The organism is Achromobacter sp. PD1, from assembly GCF_048541815.1.
In the GTDB taxonomy this organism is placed as follows: domain Bacteria; phylum Pseudomonadota; class Gammaproteobacteria; order Burkholderiales; family Burkholderiaceae_B; genus Achromobacter; species Achromobacter bronchisepticus_A.
In genome coordinates, this window is the sequence record NZ_CP183349.1 from 5,522,063 (window position 1) to 5,538,292 (window position 16,230).

Below are 16,230 nucleotides of genomic sequence, written 5' to 3' on the forward strand. Positions count from 1 at the left end.
GTTGTGTAACGATGTTTCGCCGCGCGCTTGCCCCGCTAGTCCAGCCATGAGCCTGTTGCTGGCGTACCCGCGAGGCACGTCCGGCGCGACAAGTGTAGAGAACAGTGGTTCCAATTGAAACAGGAGCAAACGCTTGTAAGACGCCTGGGCGTCCTAAGTTGCACTGTTGCAATGTAAATGTCGATTTATTGCTTTTTATGTCACGACTGCCGGCATTTGCCTGTTTACATTGCAGCTTTCTTGCTACACGCCCAGATAGCGTTCCCAAAGGCCGCGATCGGCGTCCAGCGCCTGCGAGTCTCCGGTCCACACCACCTTGCCGCGCTCCAGGATCACATGGCGGTCGGCCAGGCTCAGCAGCCGTTCGACGTATTTGTCGATGACCAGGATGGTCTGGCCGGCTTGGCGCAGGCGCGCCAGGCAATTCCAGATTTCCTCGCGGATCTTGGGCGCCAGGCCTTCGGTGGCCTCATCCAGGATCAGCAGCCGCGGATTGGTGACCAGCGCCCGGCCAATGGCCAGCATCTGCTGTTCGCCGCCCGAAAGCTGGTTGCCCATGTTGCGGGCGCGTTCGTGCAGACGGGGGAAGAGTTCGAAGACGCGCTCCGGCGTCCAGGGTTCGCCGATGTCCGGATTGCGCGCAGCGGCGAAGGCCGTCAGGTGCTCGCGCACCGTCAGGTTCGGGAAGCACTGCCGCCCTTCCGGCACGATGGCCATGCCGACCCGCGCGATGCGGTCCGGACTCCAGCCGCTGATGTCCTGGCCCGCGAACTGGATCTTGCCGCCGCGCAGGGGCAACTGGCCGAACAAGGTGCGCAGCAGCGTGGTCTTGCCCATGCCATTGCGACCCAGCAAGGTCACGACCTGGCCCGCGCCGATCTGCAGGTCCACGCCAAACAGCACCTGGCTGGCGCCATAGCCGCTCTTGGCGGATTCGATGGTCAGCATCACGCGGTCTCCTCGTCGCCCAGGTAGGCTTGCCGCACTTCCGGGTTGGCGCGGATTTCGCCAGGGGTGCCGGTCGCGATGACGCGGCCGTAGACCAGCACCGACAAGCGGTCGGCCAGGCGGAACACCGCCTGCATGTCGTGTTCGACCAGCAGCATGGCGGCGCGGCCGCGCATGGATTCGATCAGTTCGGTCAGGCGCACGGTTTCATCCGGCCCCATGCCCGCCATGGGTTCGTCCAGCAGCAGCACGGCCGGCCGTGCGGCCAGGGCCAACGCGAATTCGACCTTGCGCTGTTCGCCGTGCGGCAAGGTGCCGGCCGGGCGTTCCAGCAGGCTGGCGTCGATGGCGCATTCCCGCGCCAGCTCGCGCGCCTGCTCGTACAGGGCCGATTCGGCGGCGCGCGGCTTCCAGAAGCGGAAGCTGCTGCCGGCGTGCGCCTGCACCGCCAGCACCAGGTTGTCGAGCACCGAGGATTGTTTGAAGATGTTGGTGATCTGGTACGACCGCGATAGCCCGGCCGCGACGCGCTGGTGGGCGTTCATGCTGGTGACGTCGCGTCCGCCCACCGTCAGCTTGCCCGAGTCCGCCGTCAACGTGCCGGACAGCAGATGGATCAGCGTGGACTTGCCCGCGCCATTGGGGCCGATCAAGGCGTGGATCTCGCCCGGGTTCAGGGACAGCGACACATTGTCGGTGGCGACCAGCGCGCCAAAGCGGCGCACCAGTCCCGTGGCCTGCAGGGCTGGCGTTACAGCTGCGTTCATGATCCCGCCTTGCCGGATTGGGTGGCAGCGGCGCGGCCGCTGAACAGGGGGCCGAACAGCCCGACCAGGCCGCGCGGCGCGCCGAACACCACGCACAACAGCAGCACGCCCAGGGGCAGATGCCAATATTCGGTCCACAGGCGCAGCACTTCCTCCAGGGTCAGCATGACCACGGCGCCGGCCACGCCGCCATAGCGCAAGCCGATGCCGCCCACCAGCACCATGATCAGCAGGTTGGCCGACTGGGTCCAGTGCATCAGGCTGGGCGAGATGAAGAGGTTGTGGTTGGCCAGCAGCGCGCCGGCCAGGCCGGCCACCGCGCCGCTCAGCGTGAAGGCCATCAGCTTGATGCGATAGACCGGATAGCCCATGGATTCCATGCGCGATTCGTTCTCGCGTATGCCTTGCAGGGCGGTGCCGAAGCGCGAGGTCACCACGCGGCCGAACACCCACATGATCAGCGCGAACAGCGCCAGCACCAGGTAATAGAAACTGACGTCATTGGCCAGGTCCAGGCCCGGCAGGCTGGAATAGCCCGGCAGGTTCAGCCCGTCCTCGCCGCCGTACTGGCGCAACGAGATGAAGATGTAGAACAGCATCTGCGCGAAGGCCAGCGTGATCATGATGAAATACACGCCGCGGGTGCGCAGCGAAATCGCCCCCGTGATGCAGGCCAGCACCGCCGCCAACAGCATGGCCACCGGCCAGACGATCAAGGCGGACGTCACGCCCGACATGGCCAGGATGCCGACCGCGTAGGCGCCCGCGCCGAAGAAGGCGGCATGCCCCAGCGCCACCATGCCGCCGTAACCCAGGATCAGATTCAGGCTGGTCGCGGCCAGCGCATAGATCAGCACGCGCCGTACGAAGGAAATATAGAAGTCCAGGCCCAGCGCCGGCGCGACCAGCGGGAACACCGCCAGCGCGGCCAGCAGGACCACGGTCCAGATCATGGATTTCATGCTCAACCCCGCGCCGGAAACAAGCCGGAGGGCCGGAACACCAGCACTGCCGCCATCAATACGTAAATGGCGATGGCGGCCAGCGTCGGCCCGACGCTGGAAGCCACGGCCGGAGAAAAGACCTGGCGCAGCAGCATGGGCAGGAAGGCCCGCCCCGCCGTGTCCACCATGCCCACCAGCAGCGCGCCGACAAAGGCGCCGCGAATCGATCCGATGCCGCCGATCACGATGCACACCAGCACCAGGATCAGGATTTCCTCGCCCATGCCCACCTGCACCGAAGTGATGGGGCCGAGCAAGGCGCCGGCCACGGCGGCCAGCATCGCGCCCAGCACGAACACGCCCAGGAACAGCAGCGGCACGCGCACGCCCATCAGGGTGGCCATCTGGCGGTTGGACGCCCCCGCCCGCACCAGCACGCCCGCGCGGGTGCGCGTCACGAACCAGTACAGGCCCGCGGCGGCGGCCACGCCGAACACGATGATCATCAGGCGGTAGGCGGGATAGAGCAGGTCGGGCAGCAGCCGGACCGGGCCGGACAGCGCGGCCGGCATGTTCAGCATGACCGGGGCAGGCCCCCAGATCATCTTGACCAGGTCATTGGCGATGAGGATGACGGCGTAGGTGCCCAACACCTGGGCCAGGTGGTCGCGCAGCGCCAGGCGGCGGATCAGCGTAAGTTCCAGCACCACGCCGACGATGCCGGTGGCGACGGCCGCCACCAGGACGGCGGCGGTGAATGAACCTGTGCGCTGCATGGTTTCGGCGGCGACATAGGCGCCGGCCATGTAGAGCGAGCCGTGAGCCAGATTCATGATGTCCATGATGCCGAACACCAGGGTCAGCCCGGCCGCGATCAGAAACAACATCAACCCAAACTGCAGACCGTTCAGCAATTGCTCGACGATCAGCGTAAACGTCATGAACACTTCCCCCTGCCGCGAATTGCCAATGGCCTGGTTCGCGGCCTAATCATTAAAGCCATCTGATTGCGCATCGCGTCCGCGCACCAAGCACGACGCATGCTGCGGTGCCACCCGATCCAGATGCCGCGGATCCGGCTCCGCCGGTCCGCAGGCATGCCCCCTTGAGGGGGAAGCGCGCAGCGCTTCGGGGGTGGGTCTTTCCCTCTACAACTTGCACTCGCCGACGTAGACGTCCTGGTACTTGTCGAACACCTTGCCCACCAGCTTGTTGGTGATGCGGCCGCTGCCGTCCTTGTCGACGACGCGCAGATAGTAGGACTGGATGGGATAGTGGTTCTTGCCGTAGGTGAAGCTGCCGCGCACCGAGGGGTAGTCGGCCTTTTCCAGCGCGCGCACGATGGCTTCGCGGTCGGAGGCCTTGCCGCCGGCCTGCTTGACGGCGGCGTCCATGGCCATGATCACGTCGTAGGCCTGGGCGGCGTACACCGAGGGGTAGCGGCCGTTGTATTCCTTGCGGAAGGCGTCGACGAAGGCCTTGTTCTGCGGCACGTCCAGGTCATGCGCCCATTGTGCCGTGTTGTACATGCCCAGCATGGGTTCGCCCACGGCCTGGATCACGTCCTCGTCGGCCGAGAAGCCCGGGCCGATCAGCTTGACGCTTTGCGACAGGCCGGTCGAGACAAACTGCTTGACGAAGTTGATGCCCATGCCGCCCGGCAGGAAGATATAGACGGCGTCCGGCTTGGCGGCGCGGATCTGCGCCAATTCGGCGGCGTAGTCGATCTGGCCGAGCTTGGTGTAGACCTCGTCGCCCGGGGCGGTCTTGTAGCCGCGCTTGAAGCCGTTGAGCGCATCCTTGCCGGCCGGATAGTCCGGGGCCATGATGAACATCTTCTTGAAGCCGCGATCCGCCGCGACCTTGCCGGCCGCTTCGTGGAAGGCGTCGTTCTGGTAGGACGTGCCGAACCAGTACGCATTGCATTGCGCGCCGGCGAACTGGCTGGGGCCGGGGTTGTTCGACAGGTACGGCACCTTGGCCGCGAACAGCGCGGGGCCCACGGCCAGCGCCACGTTCGAGCCGATGGGGCCGGTGAAGAAATCGACCTTGTCGCGCTGGATGTAGCGCGTCACCAGTTGGCGGGCCTGGTCGGGGTTGCCGCCCATGTCGGTCTGCACGAATTCGGCGGGCTGTCCGCCCAGCTTGCTACCCAGTTGCTTGATGGCCAGGTTGAAACCGTCGCGGGCTTCGGCGCCCAAGGCGGAGAACGGGCCGGAGATGTCGTTGGCGATGCCGACCTTGATGGTGTCGGCGCCGGCCAGTGCCGGCACCAGGGCGGCGGCGGCCAGAAGGGAAGTGATCAAACGCATGGTGGTGTGCTCCGTGCGCGAGCCCGCGCAGAGGGTGTTCTTTTTTGAAATCGCGATTCGAAAAACTTCGTGCAGCACAGCCAAGGCTGGCGTGCTTCATAGTTTAGGTTTAAAGTATTCGGCAAAACAAGTCTAGGGTTTTTACCAAAGGGTTTTTACTAATAAGCTACCGCCATGGTTACCCTCCACCCAAACTATGAACACGCCGTGCCGGCTACCCGGCGCGACGTTCGCGCGACAGTACCCGACATCCCGCCGATACTCAAGAAGCGCGCCGCCGGCCACGCCGCGGCCCGCCTGCCGATCCTCGATCGACAGCATCTGGCGCCCGCCCCTCATTCCCGGTAATTTCCATAGCCATGACCGATACCCCCGACCTGGAATCCCGCGCCGCGCCCGACGATCACCATGCGCTGCGCCTGTGGCTGCGCATGCTGACCTGCGCCAATCTCGTCGAGAGCGAGATCCGCAGCCGCCTGCGCAATGAATTCGACACGACCTTGCCGCGCTTTGACCTGATGGCGCAATTGCAGCGCGCGCCCAAGGGCATGAAGATGGGCGAACTGTCGCGCCACATGATGGTCACCAACGGCAATATCACCGGCATCACCGACCAGCTCGAAAAAGAAGGTCTGGTGGTGCGCACCAAGGTCGAATCCGATCGCCGCAGCTCGCTCATCAAACTTACGCCGCTGGGCAAGAAGAGCTTCGCCCGCATGGCCCGCGCCCATGAATCCTGGGTCAAGTCCATGTTCGGCGACCTGCCCGAAAGCACCCGCAACGCGCTGTTCCAGGCCCTGGGCGAACTCAAGCTGCAAGTGGTGGCAACCCGCTCCGAATCCGCCAAGAACTGAACGCCCGCAGGCGCCCATGTCCGCCTGCGGATTGGCGCATAATTGCCGCCATGATTCCGGTTTCTCTCCCTGGCGGTAATTTCTACGTGCTGATGGCAGCTTCGCTGGCCTGCCTGGCTACGCTGTTGACCTGGCTGGCCGTGCTGGCCACCACCCCCAGCGCCCGGGAATGGCTTGGCGGCCACCGGCGCGGCGGCGCCATCCTGATGGCCTTGCTTGCCATCGTCGGCACCATCTTTCCCTATCAGCAGTTCAGCCTGTGGTTCTCGGCCCGGCAAAGCGCCCAGGCCGACGCCGACCGCAAGACCGTGCTGGCCCAGTCCACCCAGCTGGCGGGCGTGGAGATGCCGGCCGGAACCGTGCTCAGCCTGGCCAAGCCGGGCGATCTGGCATCGTTCGATCTCGCCGTCTTCCCCGAAACCCACCCCGCCTCCATCCAGGGGGTCGCGGCCACGCGCATGTTCCGCTACCCGGCCAGCAGCAAGCAGGCCGAGACCCTGTCGGTGGAGATCGCCCGCGACCAGGCGCAGGACGGCTGGCTGTGCGCGCATGGGCACCGCCTTGAATTCGTGCTGCACGACGGCCGTCCTCGCTTTGCCAGCTGCCATCTGGCCATCGGCAATACCCTGAACCAGCAACCCGTGCCGCCCGGCGCCTGGCTCAAGGTCGTCAATGGCGGCAGCGCCGCCGGTGCGCCGCGCTGGCTGCTGCGCACCGAAGGCAGCGAGGCGCTGGAGGTGGCCCGCATGCCCATGCTCAAGGTGGACATGCAGCTGGACAGCCAGCGCCGCATGCTGGATTTCGAAGGCCTGCTGGCCCGCGAAACCGTACTGGGCGACATGACCTACCAGCCCGGCACCCGGGTGCTGGCCGCCAACGCCCGCCTGCCGGGCGCCCAGCCCGGCGATATGCTGTTCTCGCCCTCGCGCGGGCGTTCGGCGCGCCGCGCGGGCGGCGAGGACGTGCCAGCGGGCAAGTCGGTGCTGCAGGCCCCGGACGGCGCCGTGCGCAGCGTGCTGGGCAACCGCGAGGCCGGCGTGCTGGACGTCGCGGCCATGCGGATCGGCCCCTGACCGGACGCTGTCCCAATCCGGTGGGATAATACGAAGCTTTCCCCCGCGCGCCGCCTCGCCTGGCGGCGATTCCGTCCTGCTCATACATGAGACGAAGTCATGGCCGTTAATCTGCAGATCCCCTCCGAGTCCGAAATTTTTCCTGTTGCCGGCGTTGAAATCGGCGTTACCGAGGCCGGCATCCGCAAAGCCAACCGACGCGACCTGACCGTGTTCCGTTTCGCACAGGGCACCAGCGTGGCCGGCGTGTTCACGCGCAACCGCTTCTGCGCCGCGCCGGTGCAGGTCTGCCAGGCCCACCTGGCCGCCGGCGGCCCGATCAGCGCGCTGGTCATCAACACGGGTAACGCCAATGCCGGCACCGGCGAAGAAGGCCTGCAGAAGGCCAAGGACACCTGCGCCGCGCTGGGCAAGCTGCTGGGCGTGCCCGCGGCCGAAGTCCTGCCCTTCTCCACCGGCGTCATCCTGGAGCCGCTGCCGCTGGACCGCCTGGTGGCCGGCCTGCCCGCCGCCATCGCCGACCTGGGCGCCGACCACTGGTTCAGCGCCGCCCACGGCATCATGACGACCGACACCCTGCCGAAGATTTCTTCGGCCAAGGTGCAGATCGACGGCAAGACCGTCACCTTCACCGGCATCAGCAAGGGCGCCGGCATGATCCGGCCCAACATGGCCACCATGCTGAGCTTCCTGGCCACTGACGCCGGCATCGCCCAGCCGCTGCTGTCCAAGCTGGCCGGCGAAATCGCCGACGCCTCGTTCAACCGCATCACGGTCGACGGCGACACCTCCACCAACGACTCCTTCATCATCGCCGCCACCGGCAAGTCGGGCGTCGAAGTGAATGCCGAATCCGATCCGGCCTACGCCGCCGTGCGCGCAGCCCTGACGGCCGCCGCGCTGGAACTGGCCACCAAGATCGTGCGCGACGCCGAAGGCGCCACCAAGTTCATGACCATCCGCGTCGAAGAGGCCGGCACCACCGAGGAAGCGCTGAAGGTGGCGTACGCCGTGGCCCACTCGCCGCTGGTCAAGACCGCTTTCTTCGCGTCGGACCCCAACCTGGGCCGCATCCTGGCCGCGGTGGGCTACGCCGGCATCGACGACCTGGACGTGTCCAACATCCGCCTGTGGCTGGACGACGTGCTGGTGGCCAAGGACGGCGGCCGCAACCCCGCCTACCAGGAAGCCGACGGCCAGCGCGTGATGAAGCAGGCCGAGATCCAGGTGCGCATCGCCCTGGGCCGCGGCCAGGTCAGCGACACCGTCTACACCTGCGACTTCTCGCACGAATACGTGTCGATCAACGCCGACTACCGCTCCTGATCCGAAACTTCCGGGACTTCAGACGTGACCGCAACCGAGTTCTCCACCCTTATCCAGCGCGCCGAGCGCGTGCTGGCGCAGCTGGAAGCCTGGCTTCCGCCCGCAACGCCCGAAATCGACTGGACCGCCCATGCCTACCGCTGGCGCAAGCGCGGCGCGCGCGGCTGGCTGGACGCCGTGCGCCACGTGGCGCGCATCGACATGGCGGACCTGCAGCACATCGAGCGCCAGAAGGGCATCATCGACCGCAACACGCTGCAGTTCCTGGAAAAGAAACCGGCCAACAACGTGCTCATGACCGGCGCCCGCGGCACCGGCAAGAGCTCGCTGGTCAAGGCCATGCTGGCCGCCTATGGCGAGCGCGGACTGCGCCTGATCGAAGTCGACAAGTCCGACCTCGGCGACCTGGCCGACATCGTCGAACTGGTCGCCTCCCGTCCCGAACGCTTTATTGTGTTCTGCGACGACCTGTCGTTCGAGGAAGGCGAGGCCGGCTACAAGGCGCTGAAGTCGGTGCTGGACGGCTCGGTCTCGGCCTCGGGCGACAACGTGCTGATCTATGCAACGTCCAACCGGCGCCACCTGATGCCGGAATACATGAGCGAGAACCTGGCGGCCAAGCATCAGCCCGACGGCGAGATCCACCCGGGCGAAACCGTCGAGGAAAAGATCTCGCTGTCCGAGCGCTTCGGCCTGTGGCTGTCGTTCTATCCCTTCAAGCAGGACGACTACCTGGACATCGTCTATCACTGGCTGCGCGAACTGGGTTGCCCGGAAGCGCAGATCGAACCCTCGCGCACCGAGGCGCTGCAATGGACCATCGAGCGCGGCTCGCGTTCGGGCCGCGTGGCGTACCAGTTCGCGCGCGACTGGGCGGCCCGTCATGTCTGAAAAGATCGTCGACGTCGCCGCCGGCCTGATCCTGCGTCCGGACGGCATGCTGCTGCTGGGACAGCGCCCTGAAGGCAAACCCTGGGCGGGCTGGTGGGAGCTGCCCGGCGGCAAGCTCGAACCCGGCGAAACCGTGCTGGAAGCCCTGGCGCGCGAACTGCAGGAAGAAATCGGCATCCGCGTCACGCAGTCGCGCCCCTGGGTCACCTACGTGCACGCCTACCCCCACACCACGGTGCGCCTGGCGTTCTGCCACGTCACCGGCTGGGAAGGCGAACCGCGCAGCCTGGAGAACCAGCGCCTGGAATGGGTCAACCCCGCGCAGGCCGCGTCGGTGGGCGATCTGTTGCCCGCCACCCTGCCCCCGCTGCGCTGGCTGCAGTTGCCCACGTCCTACGGCATCAGCTCCGTGGGTTCGCGGGCCGGCGTGGCCGCCTTCCTGGGCCGGCTGGAAGCGGCGCTGGCGCGCGGCGTCAAGCTGGTGCAGTTGCGCGAACCGCAATGGCCGGACGGCGTGGCCTCCCCGTCCTTGCATGAAGTGCTGCAACAGGTGCAGAAGCGCTGCCGCGCCGCGGGCGCCCGGGTGCTGGTCAACAGCGTCCATCCCGCCGCCTGGTGGCGCGAGGCCGACGGCGTGCACCTGCGCGCGGCCGATGCGGCCAAGCTCACGGCGCGTCCCGAACTCCCCGCGGGCGCGCTGGTCGGCGTATCCGCGCACGACAACGCCCAGGTCGTCCATGCGCGCGAACTTGGCGCCGATTTCGCGGTGCTGGGCCCAGTGCTGGACACGCCCAGCCATCCCGGTGCGCCGACGCTCGGGTGGGAAGGCTTCGTGGCAGGCAACCGCGACGCCGGCATCCCGGTGTTCGCGCTGGGAGGCCAGTCCACCCAGACCGTATCGCAAGCGCTGCGCCATGGCGCGCACGGCATTGCGGGGATACGCGGCCTGATCTGAACCGCGGCGGCTTTGCTGAAAGCCGCCACCTGCCGGCGGCGCGGGAGCATCCAGCGGCTCCCGCTGGGGCAGCCTCCGGCCCTCACAGGATTGACGCTACTCCGCGACTCCTTGCGGAACGCCAGCATGCGCCCTGCGCCGCGACACGCTTTCCCACGCCGCCACCAGAATCATGATCAACGTGGTCAAACCGCCCACCATGAGGTTGTCGGTCACGAAAGCCACGGGCGCCAACACCGCCAGCAGCACCAGCCCCACGACGTGCGACAGCGGAAAGCGGCCGTAGACCACTGTCTTGTAGATGCCGTTGCCTGCCAGGTATAGCGCCGGCCCGCCGATCAGCGCGGCAGCCGCCGGCATGGCGATACGTCCGTCCGGATGCAATATGACCAGCTCGTTGGCCACGGCGGACACGATCACGCCGGCGATCAGGATGACGTGCACATAATGGAACCAGGCGCCGATGCGGCCCGGATCGTCGCTATGCACGATGGCCTCGCTGCCATCGCGGCTGCTGGTGTCGAAGTACACCCACCACATGGCGGCCGTGCCCAGGAAGGCCGCCAGCAACGCGATCAGCGCGGGTGCGTCCCAGCGCTCCAGGCCAGCCAGCGTGGCGCCGGTGATGAGCAGGGTTTCGCCCAGCGCCACGATGACGAACAGTTGGCAGCGTTCGGCCAGGTGGCCGCCCTCGATCGTCCATTCGCTGGTCGCGGAACGCCCCAGGCCGGGAAAGCGGAAGCCGATCATGGGCGACAGATACTCGCAGGCCACCGCCAGCGCCCACAGCGCCAGCCGCGCGCCGTCCTGCGAGAGTCCGCCGGCGATCCACAGGACCGCCGACACGCACAGCCAGGCCAACATGCGGCGGAAGTTGGGCGCCAGCGGATGCGCAGGCCCCAGGTGCAGCACGATGAACAGCGTGCGCCCCACCTGGATCAGCGCGTAGCTGACGGCGAACACCAGCCCGGTGGCGCCGAACGCGCCCGGCAGGGCGGCGCCAAAGACCAGGCCGGCCAGCATCACGGCGAACAACATGACGCGCATGGGCACGGCGTCGGGATCGAACCAGTTGGTGACCCAGCAGGTGTATTGCCAGCCCAGCCAGACGGCGAACCACAGCACCAGGGAGTGGAGCGCGCCCATCAAGGTCAGATCATGCAGCAGGCTGTGGGATATCTGGGTGACCGCGAAGACGTACACCAGGTCGAAGAACAGCTCGACGTAGGTGACGCGGGCTTCGTGTCCGTCGCGGCGGCGCAGCAGGTTGGCGCTTGCAAGAAAGGTCATGGCGTGGGCCTCGCCTGGGGATGATGGCGCAGCCAGATTAGCGCAAGGCTGGTGGTGCCGGACCGTCAAGAAATGCAAAGCCTGGCGGGCGTGGCGGCGGCGCCACGCGCCGGATCTGTGCAGCCTGACCGCCGCTCGCAACTGCACGGAAGCCGGCCCAAGCCGAACAAGGCTGGCAGCGATTTGCGGTAAGCCGTCATAGGCGGGAGACACGTGGCGCGCTATAAAAAACGGGCGTCATACACCAGTCGAGGAGAGCGCCATGAAATCAGAATCCATCTATAAAACACCCCATCGCCGCCCAGCAAACCGACGCAAAACCGCCGCCCGGCCAGGCAGTCCGGCACTGGGGTACGTCGCCGCCATCAACCAACGGCCAACGCCGGCGCTGGCGCCCGCCGACAGGTCCTGGGACGCCTGGTTCGCAGGCGAGTCCGTCACGGCCGACTTTCTCAACGACCGCGATCAACCCGTGGCCAGGGCAAGAGGCCGCTCATGCCGCTGAAGTTCGTGCTGGACACGAACACCTGCATCTTTGCCATCAAGAACAAGCCAGACGCAGTGCAGCAGGCGTTCAACCGGCGGCAGGGCCAGCTATGCATCAGCGCGATCACCGCCATGGAGCTCGCCTATGGCGCGGAAAAGTCCGCCGCCCCCACGCGCAATCACGTCGTTGTCGACGGTTTCCTGCAGCGCCTGGAAGTGCTCGACTATGACCATGACGCGGCAGCAGATTCGGGTCAGCTTCGCGCGGAACTGGCGCGCGCCGGAACCCCTATCGGCCCCTACGACGCCATGATCGCCGGCCACACCCGCTCGCGCGGCCTGGTACTTGTTACCAACAACACGCGTGAATTTTCCCGCGTGCCCGGATTGCAGCTGGACGATTGGACGCTGAAACACTGAAACTGGGTCCCGTCGCCCCGCTGTCGTGCCCGTGTCGTGCCCCTGTCGTATCGCTGCGCCGCCCTATCGGCTACCTTGGTGATTCCGAACCAATGGGAATCGAACCATGCTGATTCAAAAGCTACGCCTCAAGCGCGGATGGTCCCAGCAGCAGCTGGCCCAGGCCAGCGGCCTGAGCGCGCGGACCATCCAGCGCATCGAAGCGGGCCAACCCGCGAGCGTGGAGACGCTCAAGTCCATTGCCTCGGTTTTCGAAGTCGATTTTTCCACCCTGAATACGGAGGAAACAGCAATGGATACGACAATGACAGCCGCCGAGGAGGCGGAACGGGAAGCCTTCGCCCACGTGCGCGCCTTGCGCGGCTTCTATATGGCCAGCTTGCGGTACGCACTGATCGCGGCGGCGCTGTACGCGATCAATCTGCTGACCTCGCCCCAGCGCATGTGGTCATACTGGGTGATGCTGGGCCTGGGACTGGCCCTGGCGGCGCGCGCCATCTGGGTCTACGCGCCGTACCGGCTGTTCGGTCCCCAATGGGAAAGGCGGCAGGTCGAAAAGCGGCTGGGACGGCCGCTTTGACCCGAAGTCAATCGATCTTGTAATCCATCCACGACGCAACCATCTCGCGCAGCCCGCCGCCGTCATCGAAGGCTTCGCGCCCGCCCTCGGCCTTGTTGCGGCCCAGCTCCAGGATGTACATGTAGTCGGACACCTCGGCGCAGCGGCGCACGTTCTGGTCCACCAGCACCACCGTCATGCCCTCATCGGCAAAGCCGCGGATCAGCGTGTAGATCTCCTTGGAGATCTTGGGCGCCAGCATGGCGGTGGGCTCGTCCAGCAGGATGACGGACGGCTCGATCAACAAGGCCCGTCCGAACTCCACGAAGCGCTGCTGTCCGCCGCTCATGCTGGAAACGGGGTCGTCGCGCTTCTGCGCCAGGATCGGGAAGCGGTCGTAGACGGAATCGATGCGCTGGCGCACCCGCGCCTTGTCCTTGCGGAACGGCCAGCAGCCCAGCAGCAGGTTGTCGTGCACCGACAGTTCGCCGAACAGGCTGCGGTGCTGCGGCACGAAAGCCACGCCGTTGCTGGCGCGCTCGTGCGAGGGCTGCGCGCTGATGTCCGCGCCCCGCAGCGTAATGCGGCCGGTGCGCGGCGGCAGGAAACCGAACATGGTCTTCAGCACCGTGGACTTGCCGGCGCCGTTGGGGCCGATGACGCCCGTCACCTTGCCTGCGCGCGCCTGGATATTTACGTGGTTCAGGATGGTGATGTCGCCGTGGTAGGCCACGGTCACGTCTTCCAGCGCGAGTATCGACGTGCTCATGTCAGGCTCCCAGATAGGCTTCGACCACACGGGGGTCGGCGCGCACTTGCTCGGCGTTGCCCTGGCTCAGGATGGCGCCTTCGTTCATGACGATGATGTGATGAGACAGCTGGTAGATCGAGGTCAGGTCGTGCGACACCAGCACCACCGAGCAGTCGTGCTCGCCCGGCAGTTCGCGGATGACCGAGATCAGCAGCTGCGCCAGCGCCGGGTTGACGCCCGCGAAGGGCTCGTCCAGCAGCACCACCTTGGGCCGTGCCACCATGATGCGCGCCAGCTCCACCAGTTTCTGCTGCCCGCCGGACAGCTCCTCGGCGTAGTTGTGGCGCAGACGATGCAGCTCCACCTTGTGCAGCCAGTACTCGGATTGGGCGTAGCGCTCGTCGGCGCTGCGGCCGGTCTGCTGCTGCGCCACTTCCAGATTGTCCAGCAGGGTCAGCTGGCGGAAGATGCGCGGCACCTGGAAGGTGCGGCCCACGCCCAGCCGGGCGACCTCGTGGATCTGCTTGCCGGCGATGTTCTGGCCGTCGAGCTCGATGCGGCCCTCGTCCGGCGTGTAGATGCCGTTGATGCAGTTGAGCATGGTGGTCTTGCCCGACCCGTTCATGCCGATGACGCCCAGGATCGAGCCGCGCGGCACGTCCAGGTCCACGCCCTGCAAGGCCACCAGCCCGCCGAAGCGCTTCTTGAGATTGCTGACTTTCAACATGTGTCCGGCTCCTGTTAGCGCAACGCCTGGCGGCCGAAGAGTCCGCTGGGCCGGATGAAGATGGTGGCGACCATGAGCGTGAAGCCGCAGATGGTGGCGATGGAGGGATTGAAGAACACCACCGACACCTGCTCCGTGACGCCGAACAGCAGCGCGCCGACCAGCGCGCCCACCGGGTGGCCCAGGCCGCCCAGGACGATGACGATGAAGCCGATCAGCGTGTAGTCGTTGCCCATGAACGGCGAGAACGCCGGGAACACCATCGCCACCAGCACGCCGCTGGCGGCGGCCAGGCCGATGCCCAGCCCGAAGGCCACGGCCGACAGGCGTTCGGCGTTGATCCCCACGATGCGCACCGCGTCGCGGTTCATGATGATGGCGCGCAGCGCCTTGCCCAGCTGGCTGCGGTACAGGAACACCGTCAGCGCGCCGATGATGGCCAGCGCAATCACCAGCGCCAAGAGGCGCACGGTCGGGATCAGCACCGGTCCGAACTTCAGGAACACGGGTTCGATCTCATAGGGCAGCGAGCGCGCGTCGGCGTCGAACACCAGCAGCATGATGGCGCCCAGCATGATGGACACGCCGAACATCAGCAGCAGCGAACTGATCTCGGGATCGTCCGCCTTGGACAGCCGCGGAATCAGTACGAAATAAAGCAGATAGCCCGCCAGGAAGAACGCGGCGAAGGCCAGCGGCAGCGCCACCAGCGGGTTGATGCCGGCGTACTCCATCAGATAGAAGGCGAAGTACGCGCCCAGCACCAGGAACTCGCCGTGCGCGAAGTTGACCACGCGCAGCACGCCGAAGATCACGTTCAGCCCCACGCCGATCAGGCCATAGATGGCGCCCAGGATCAGGCCGTTGATCAGCCCTTGGATAATCAGTCCGGTCATGGCGGTTCCTCAGGCGATGTAGCGGCGCAGTTGCGGCTTGCGTTTGATCAGGCTGCCGACGATGCCGCGCGGCAGGAACAGCATCAGCAGCACGATGATCAGGCCCAGCAGCAGCAGGTTAACCACCGGGAATTTCTGCCAGATCATGTGGTCGATGCCCAGGAGCGCCAGCGTGCCGACGACCGGCCCGAGGATGGTGCCGAAGCCGCCCGCCATCGCGTAGATGATGCTCTTGGCGGTGATCAGCACGTGGAAGGCGTACTCCGGATCCACCACGTTCGTGTACCAGGCCTCGATGCCGCCGGCCAGCGCAGGGAACAGCGCGGCCAGCAGCCAGGCCTTGAGGCGGGTGTTGGGCACGTGGATGCCGACGCAGGCGGCCGCGCCGTCATCGTCGCGGATGGCCTTGAGCGCGCGGCCCAGGCTGGACACCGACAGCCAGGTGACGGTGGCCAGGGTCGCGCCCATCACCGCCAGCATGGCGTAATAGCTATGCGTGGGATTGTTGGCGTTGGACAGGATGATGCCCATGCTGCCGCCGGTGAAGGACTGCGGCAGGTTGGAGATCACCAGCTTGACGATGGTGGCCAGCGCCAGGCTCACGATGCCGAAGTACACCCCGCGCAACCTCAGCGTGGGCGCCAGCAGCAGCGCGATCGCCACGCCCACGCCGCCCGCCGCCAGCAGCGACGGCAGGATGGGCCAGCCCAGGATCTTGTAGCAGATGCCGGTGGCGTACGAGCCCACGCCATAGAACACCACGTAGCCGAACGGCAGATAGCCGGTGAAGCCGACGCAGATGTTCATGGCGCTGGCCATGGTGATCCACAACATCAGGTAGAACGCGAACGAGATGTTCGACGTGGCCATCGGAATCAAAGCCAGGCCCGCGGCCAGGCCGGCAAAGACGATGATGGCGATGCGGGTGCGCAACCGCACTGCGCGCTGATCCTGCGCGCGATGCGAGGCGGCGCCCGCCGCCAGGACGGGACTGCTGCTCATATGTCTTCCTCCGGGCCGTTTCCGGGTTG

Annotated in this window: 17 protein-coding genes; 7 read left to right on the plus strand and 10 right to left on the minus strand. The window is 66.4% G+C overall.

What is annotated here, in order from left to right; genetic code table 11:
* Nucleotides 1-243: 243 nt before the first annotated feature.
* From ACM1PE_RS25975 to ACM1PE_RS25995, 5 genes are all read right to left on the minus strand, one after another.
* Nucleotides 244-948 carry an ABC transporter ATP-binding protein gene (locus ACM1PE_RS25975; protein ID WP_419341426.1) on the minus strand — a complete coding sequence of 235 codons (705 nt, stop codon included), beginning with the start codon at nt 946-948 and terminating at the stop codon, nt 244-246.
* A complete protein-coding gene (locus ACM1PE_RS25980; protein WP_419341427.1) occupies nt 948-1,715 on the minus strand; it encodes an ABC transporter ATP-binding protein in 768 nt (255 codons plus the stop codon). Before ACM1PE_RS25980 ends, ACM1PE_RS25975 begins: the two co-directional genes overlap by 1 nt.
* Nucleotides 1,712-2,677, minus strand: coding sequence for a branched-chain amino acid ABC transporter permease (locus ACM1PE_RS25985; RefSeq protein WP_118931450.1), 966 nt, complete (start codon nt 2,675-2,677; stop codon nt 1,712-1,714). The genes ACM1PE_RS25980 and ACM1PE_RS25985 overlap by 4 nt, the downstream gene beginning before the upstream one ends.
* Nucleotides 2,678-2,679: 2 nt before the next feature.
* Entirely contained in the window at nt 2,680-3,600 is a 921-nt protein-coding gene (locus tag ACM1PE_RS25990; protein WP_013391329.1) for a branched-chain amino acid ABC transporter permease, read from the minus strand.
* A gap of 207 nt (nt 3,601-3,807) precedes the next feature.
* Entirely contained in the window at nt 3,808-4,971 is a 1,164-nt protein-coding gene (locus tag ACM1PE_RS25995; RefSeq protein WP_118931449.1) for an ABC transporter substrate-binding protein, read from the minus strand.
* Between the two features lie 359 nt (nt 4,972-5,330).
* Here ACM1PE_RS25995 and ACM1PE_RS26000 point away from each other — a divergent pair, with 359 nt between their 5' ends.
* The 5 genes from ACM1PE_RS26000 to ACM1PE_RS26020 all read left to right on the plus strand — a co-directional run bounded on the left by ACM1PE_RS26000 (nt 5,331) and on the right by ACM1PE_RS26020 (nt 10,070).
* Complete coding sequence (locus ACM1PE_RS26000; RefSeq protein WP_059373990.1) at nt 5,331-5,825, plus strand: MarR family winged helix-turn-helix transcriptional regulator; 495 nt, start codon at nt 5,331-5,333, stop codon at nt 5,823-5,825.
* A gap of 50 nt (nt 5,826-5,875) precedes the next feature.
* Nucleotides 5,876-6,898: a hypothetical protein gene (locus tag ACM1PE_RS26005; RefSeq protein ID WP_419341428.1), complete on the plus strand. Its 1,023-nt coding sequence runs from the start codon at nt 5,876-5,878 to the stop codon at nt 6,896-6,898.
* A gap of 99 nt (nt 6,899-6,997) precedes the next feature.
* Nucleotides 6,998-8,224: a bifunctional glutamate N-acetyltransferase/amino-acid acetyltransferase ArgJ gene (gene argJ / locus ACM1PE_RS26010; protein WP_054459243.1), complete on the plus strand. Its 1,227-nt coding sequence runs from the start codon at nt 6,998-7,000 to the stop codon at nt 8,222-8,224.
* Between the two features lie 24 nt (nt 8,225-8,248).
* Nucleotides 8,249-9,115, plus strand: a complete 867-nt coding sequence (locus tag ACM1PE_RS26015; RefSeq protein ID WP_059373992.1) for an ATP-binding protein — start codon at nt 8,249-8,251, stop codon at nt 9,113-9,115.
* On the plus strand, nt 9,108-10,070 hold the full coding sequence (locus ACM1PE_RS26020; RefSeq protein ID WP_059373993.1) for a Nudix family hydrolase: 963 nt from the start codon (nt 9,108-9,110) through the stop codon (nt 10,068-10,070). The genes ACM1PE_RS26015 and ACM1PE_RS26020 overlap by 8 nt, the downstream gene beginning before the upstream one ends.
* Nucleotides 10,071-10,166: 96 nt before the next feature.
* On the opposite strand, the gene ACM1PE_RS26025 is transcribed toward ACM1PE_RS26020, so the two are convergent.
* On the minus strand, nt 10,167-11,360 hold the full coding sequence (locus ACM1PE_RS26025) for a low temperature requirement protein A (RefSeq protein WP_059373994.1): 1,194 nt from the start codon (nt 11,358-11,360) through the stop codon (nt 10,167-10,169).
* 495 nt (nt 11,361-11,855) lie between these two features.
* Between ACM1PE_RS26025 and vapC the strand changes: the two genes are divergently transcribed.
* Nucleotides 11,856-12,266, plus strand: a complete 411-nt coding sequence (vapC, locus tag ACM1PE_RS26030) for a type II toxin-antitoxin system tRNA(fMet)-specific endonuclease VapC (protein ID WP_419341429.1) — start codon at nt 11,856-11,858, stop codon at nt 12,264-12,266.
* Between the two features lie 106 nt (nt 12,267-12,372).
* A complete protein-coding gene (locus ACM1PE_RS26035) occupies nt 12,373-12,846 on the plus strand; it encodes a 2TM domain-containing protein (RefSeq protein ID WP_419341430.1) in 474 nt (157 codons plus the stop codon).
* Between the two features lie 7 nt (nt 12,847-12,853).
* Here the strand turns inward: ACM1PE_RS26035 and ACM1PE_RS26040 are convergent, their stop codons facing one another.
* From ACM1PE_RS26040 to ACM1PE_RS26055, 4 genes are read right to left on the minus strand one after another with little or no spacing between them, the layout of a single operon-like run.
* Nucleotides 12,854-13,594 carry an ABC transporter ATP-binding protein gene (locus ACM1PE_RS26040; RefSeq protein WP_054459254.1) on the minus strand — a complete coding sequence of 247 codons (741 nt, stop codon included), beginning with the start codon at nt 13,592-13,594 and terminating at the stop codon, nt 12,854-12,856.
* 1 nt (nt 13,595) lies between these two features.
* Nucleotides 13,596-14,303, minus strand: coding sequence for an ABC transporter ATP-binding protein (locus ACM1PE_RS26045; protein ID WP_054459256.1), 708 nt, complete (start codon nt 14,301-14,303; stop codon nt 13,596-13,598).
* Nucleotides 14,304-14,317: 14 nt separating this feature from the next.
* Nucleotides 14,318-15,199, minus strand: coding sequence for a branched-chain amino acid ABC transporter permease (locus tag ACM1PE_RS26050; RefSeq protein WP_059373997.1), 882 nt, complete (start codon nt 15,197-15,199; stop codon nt 14,318-14,320).
* 9 nt (nt 15,200-15,208) lie between these two features.
* Nucleotides 15,209-16,201 (minus strand): branched-chain amino acid ABC transporter permease, encoded by a 993-nt coding sequence (locus ACM1PE_RS26055; protein WP_059373998.1) that lies wholly within the window; start codon nt 16,199-16,201, stop codon nt 15,209-15,211.
* Nucleotides 16,202-16,230 lie beyond the last annotated feature (29 nt).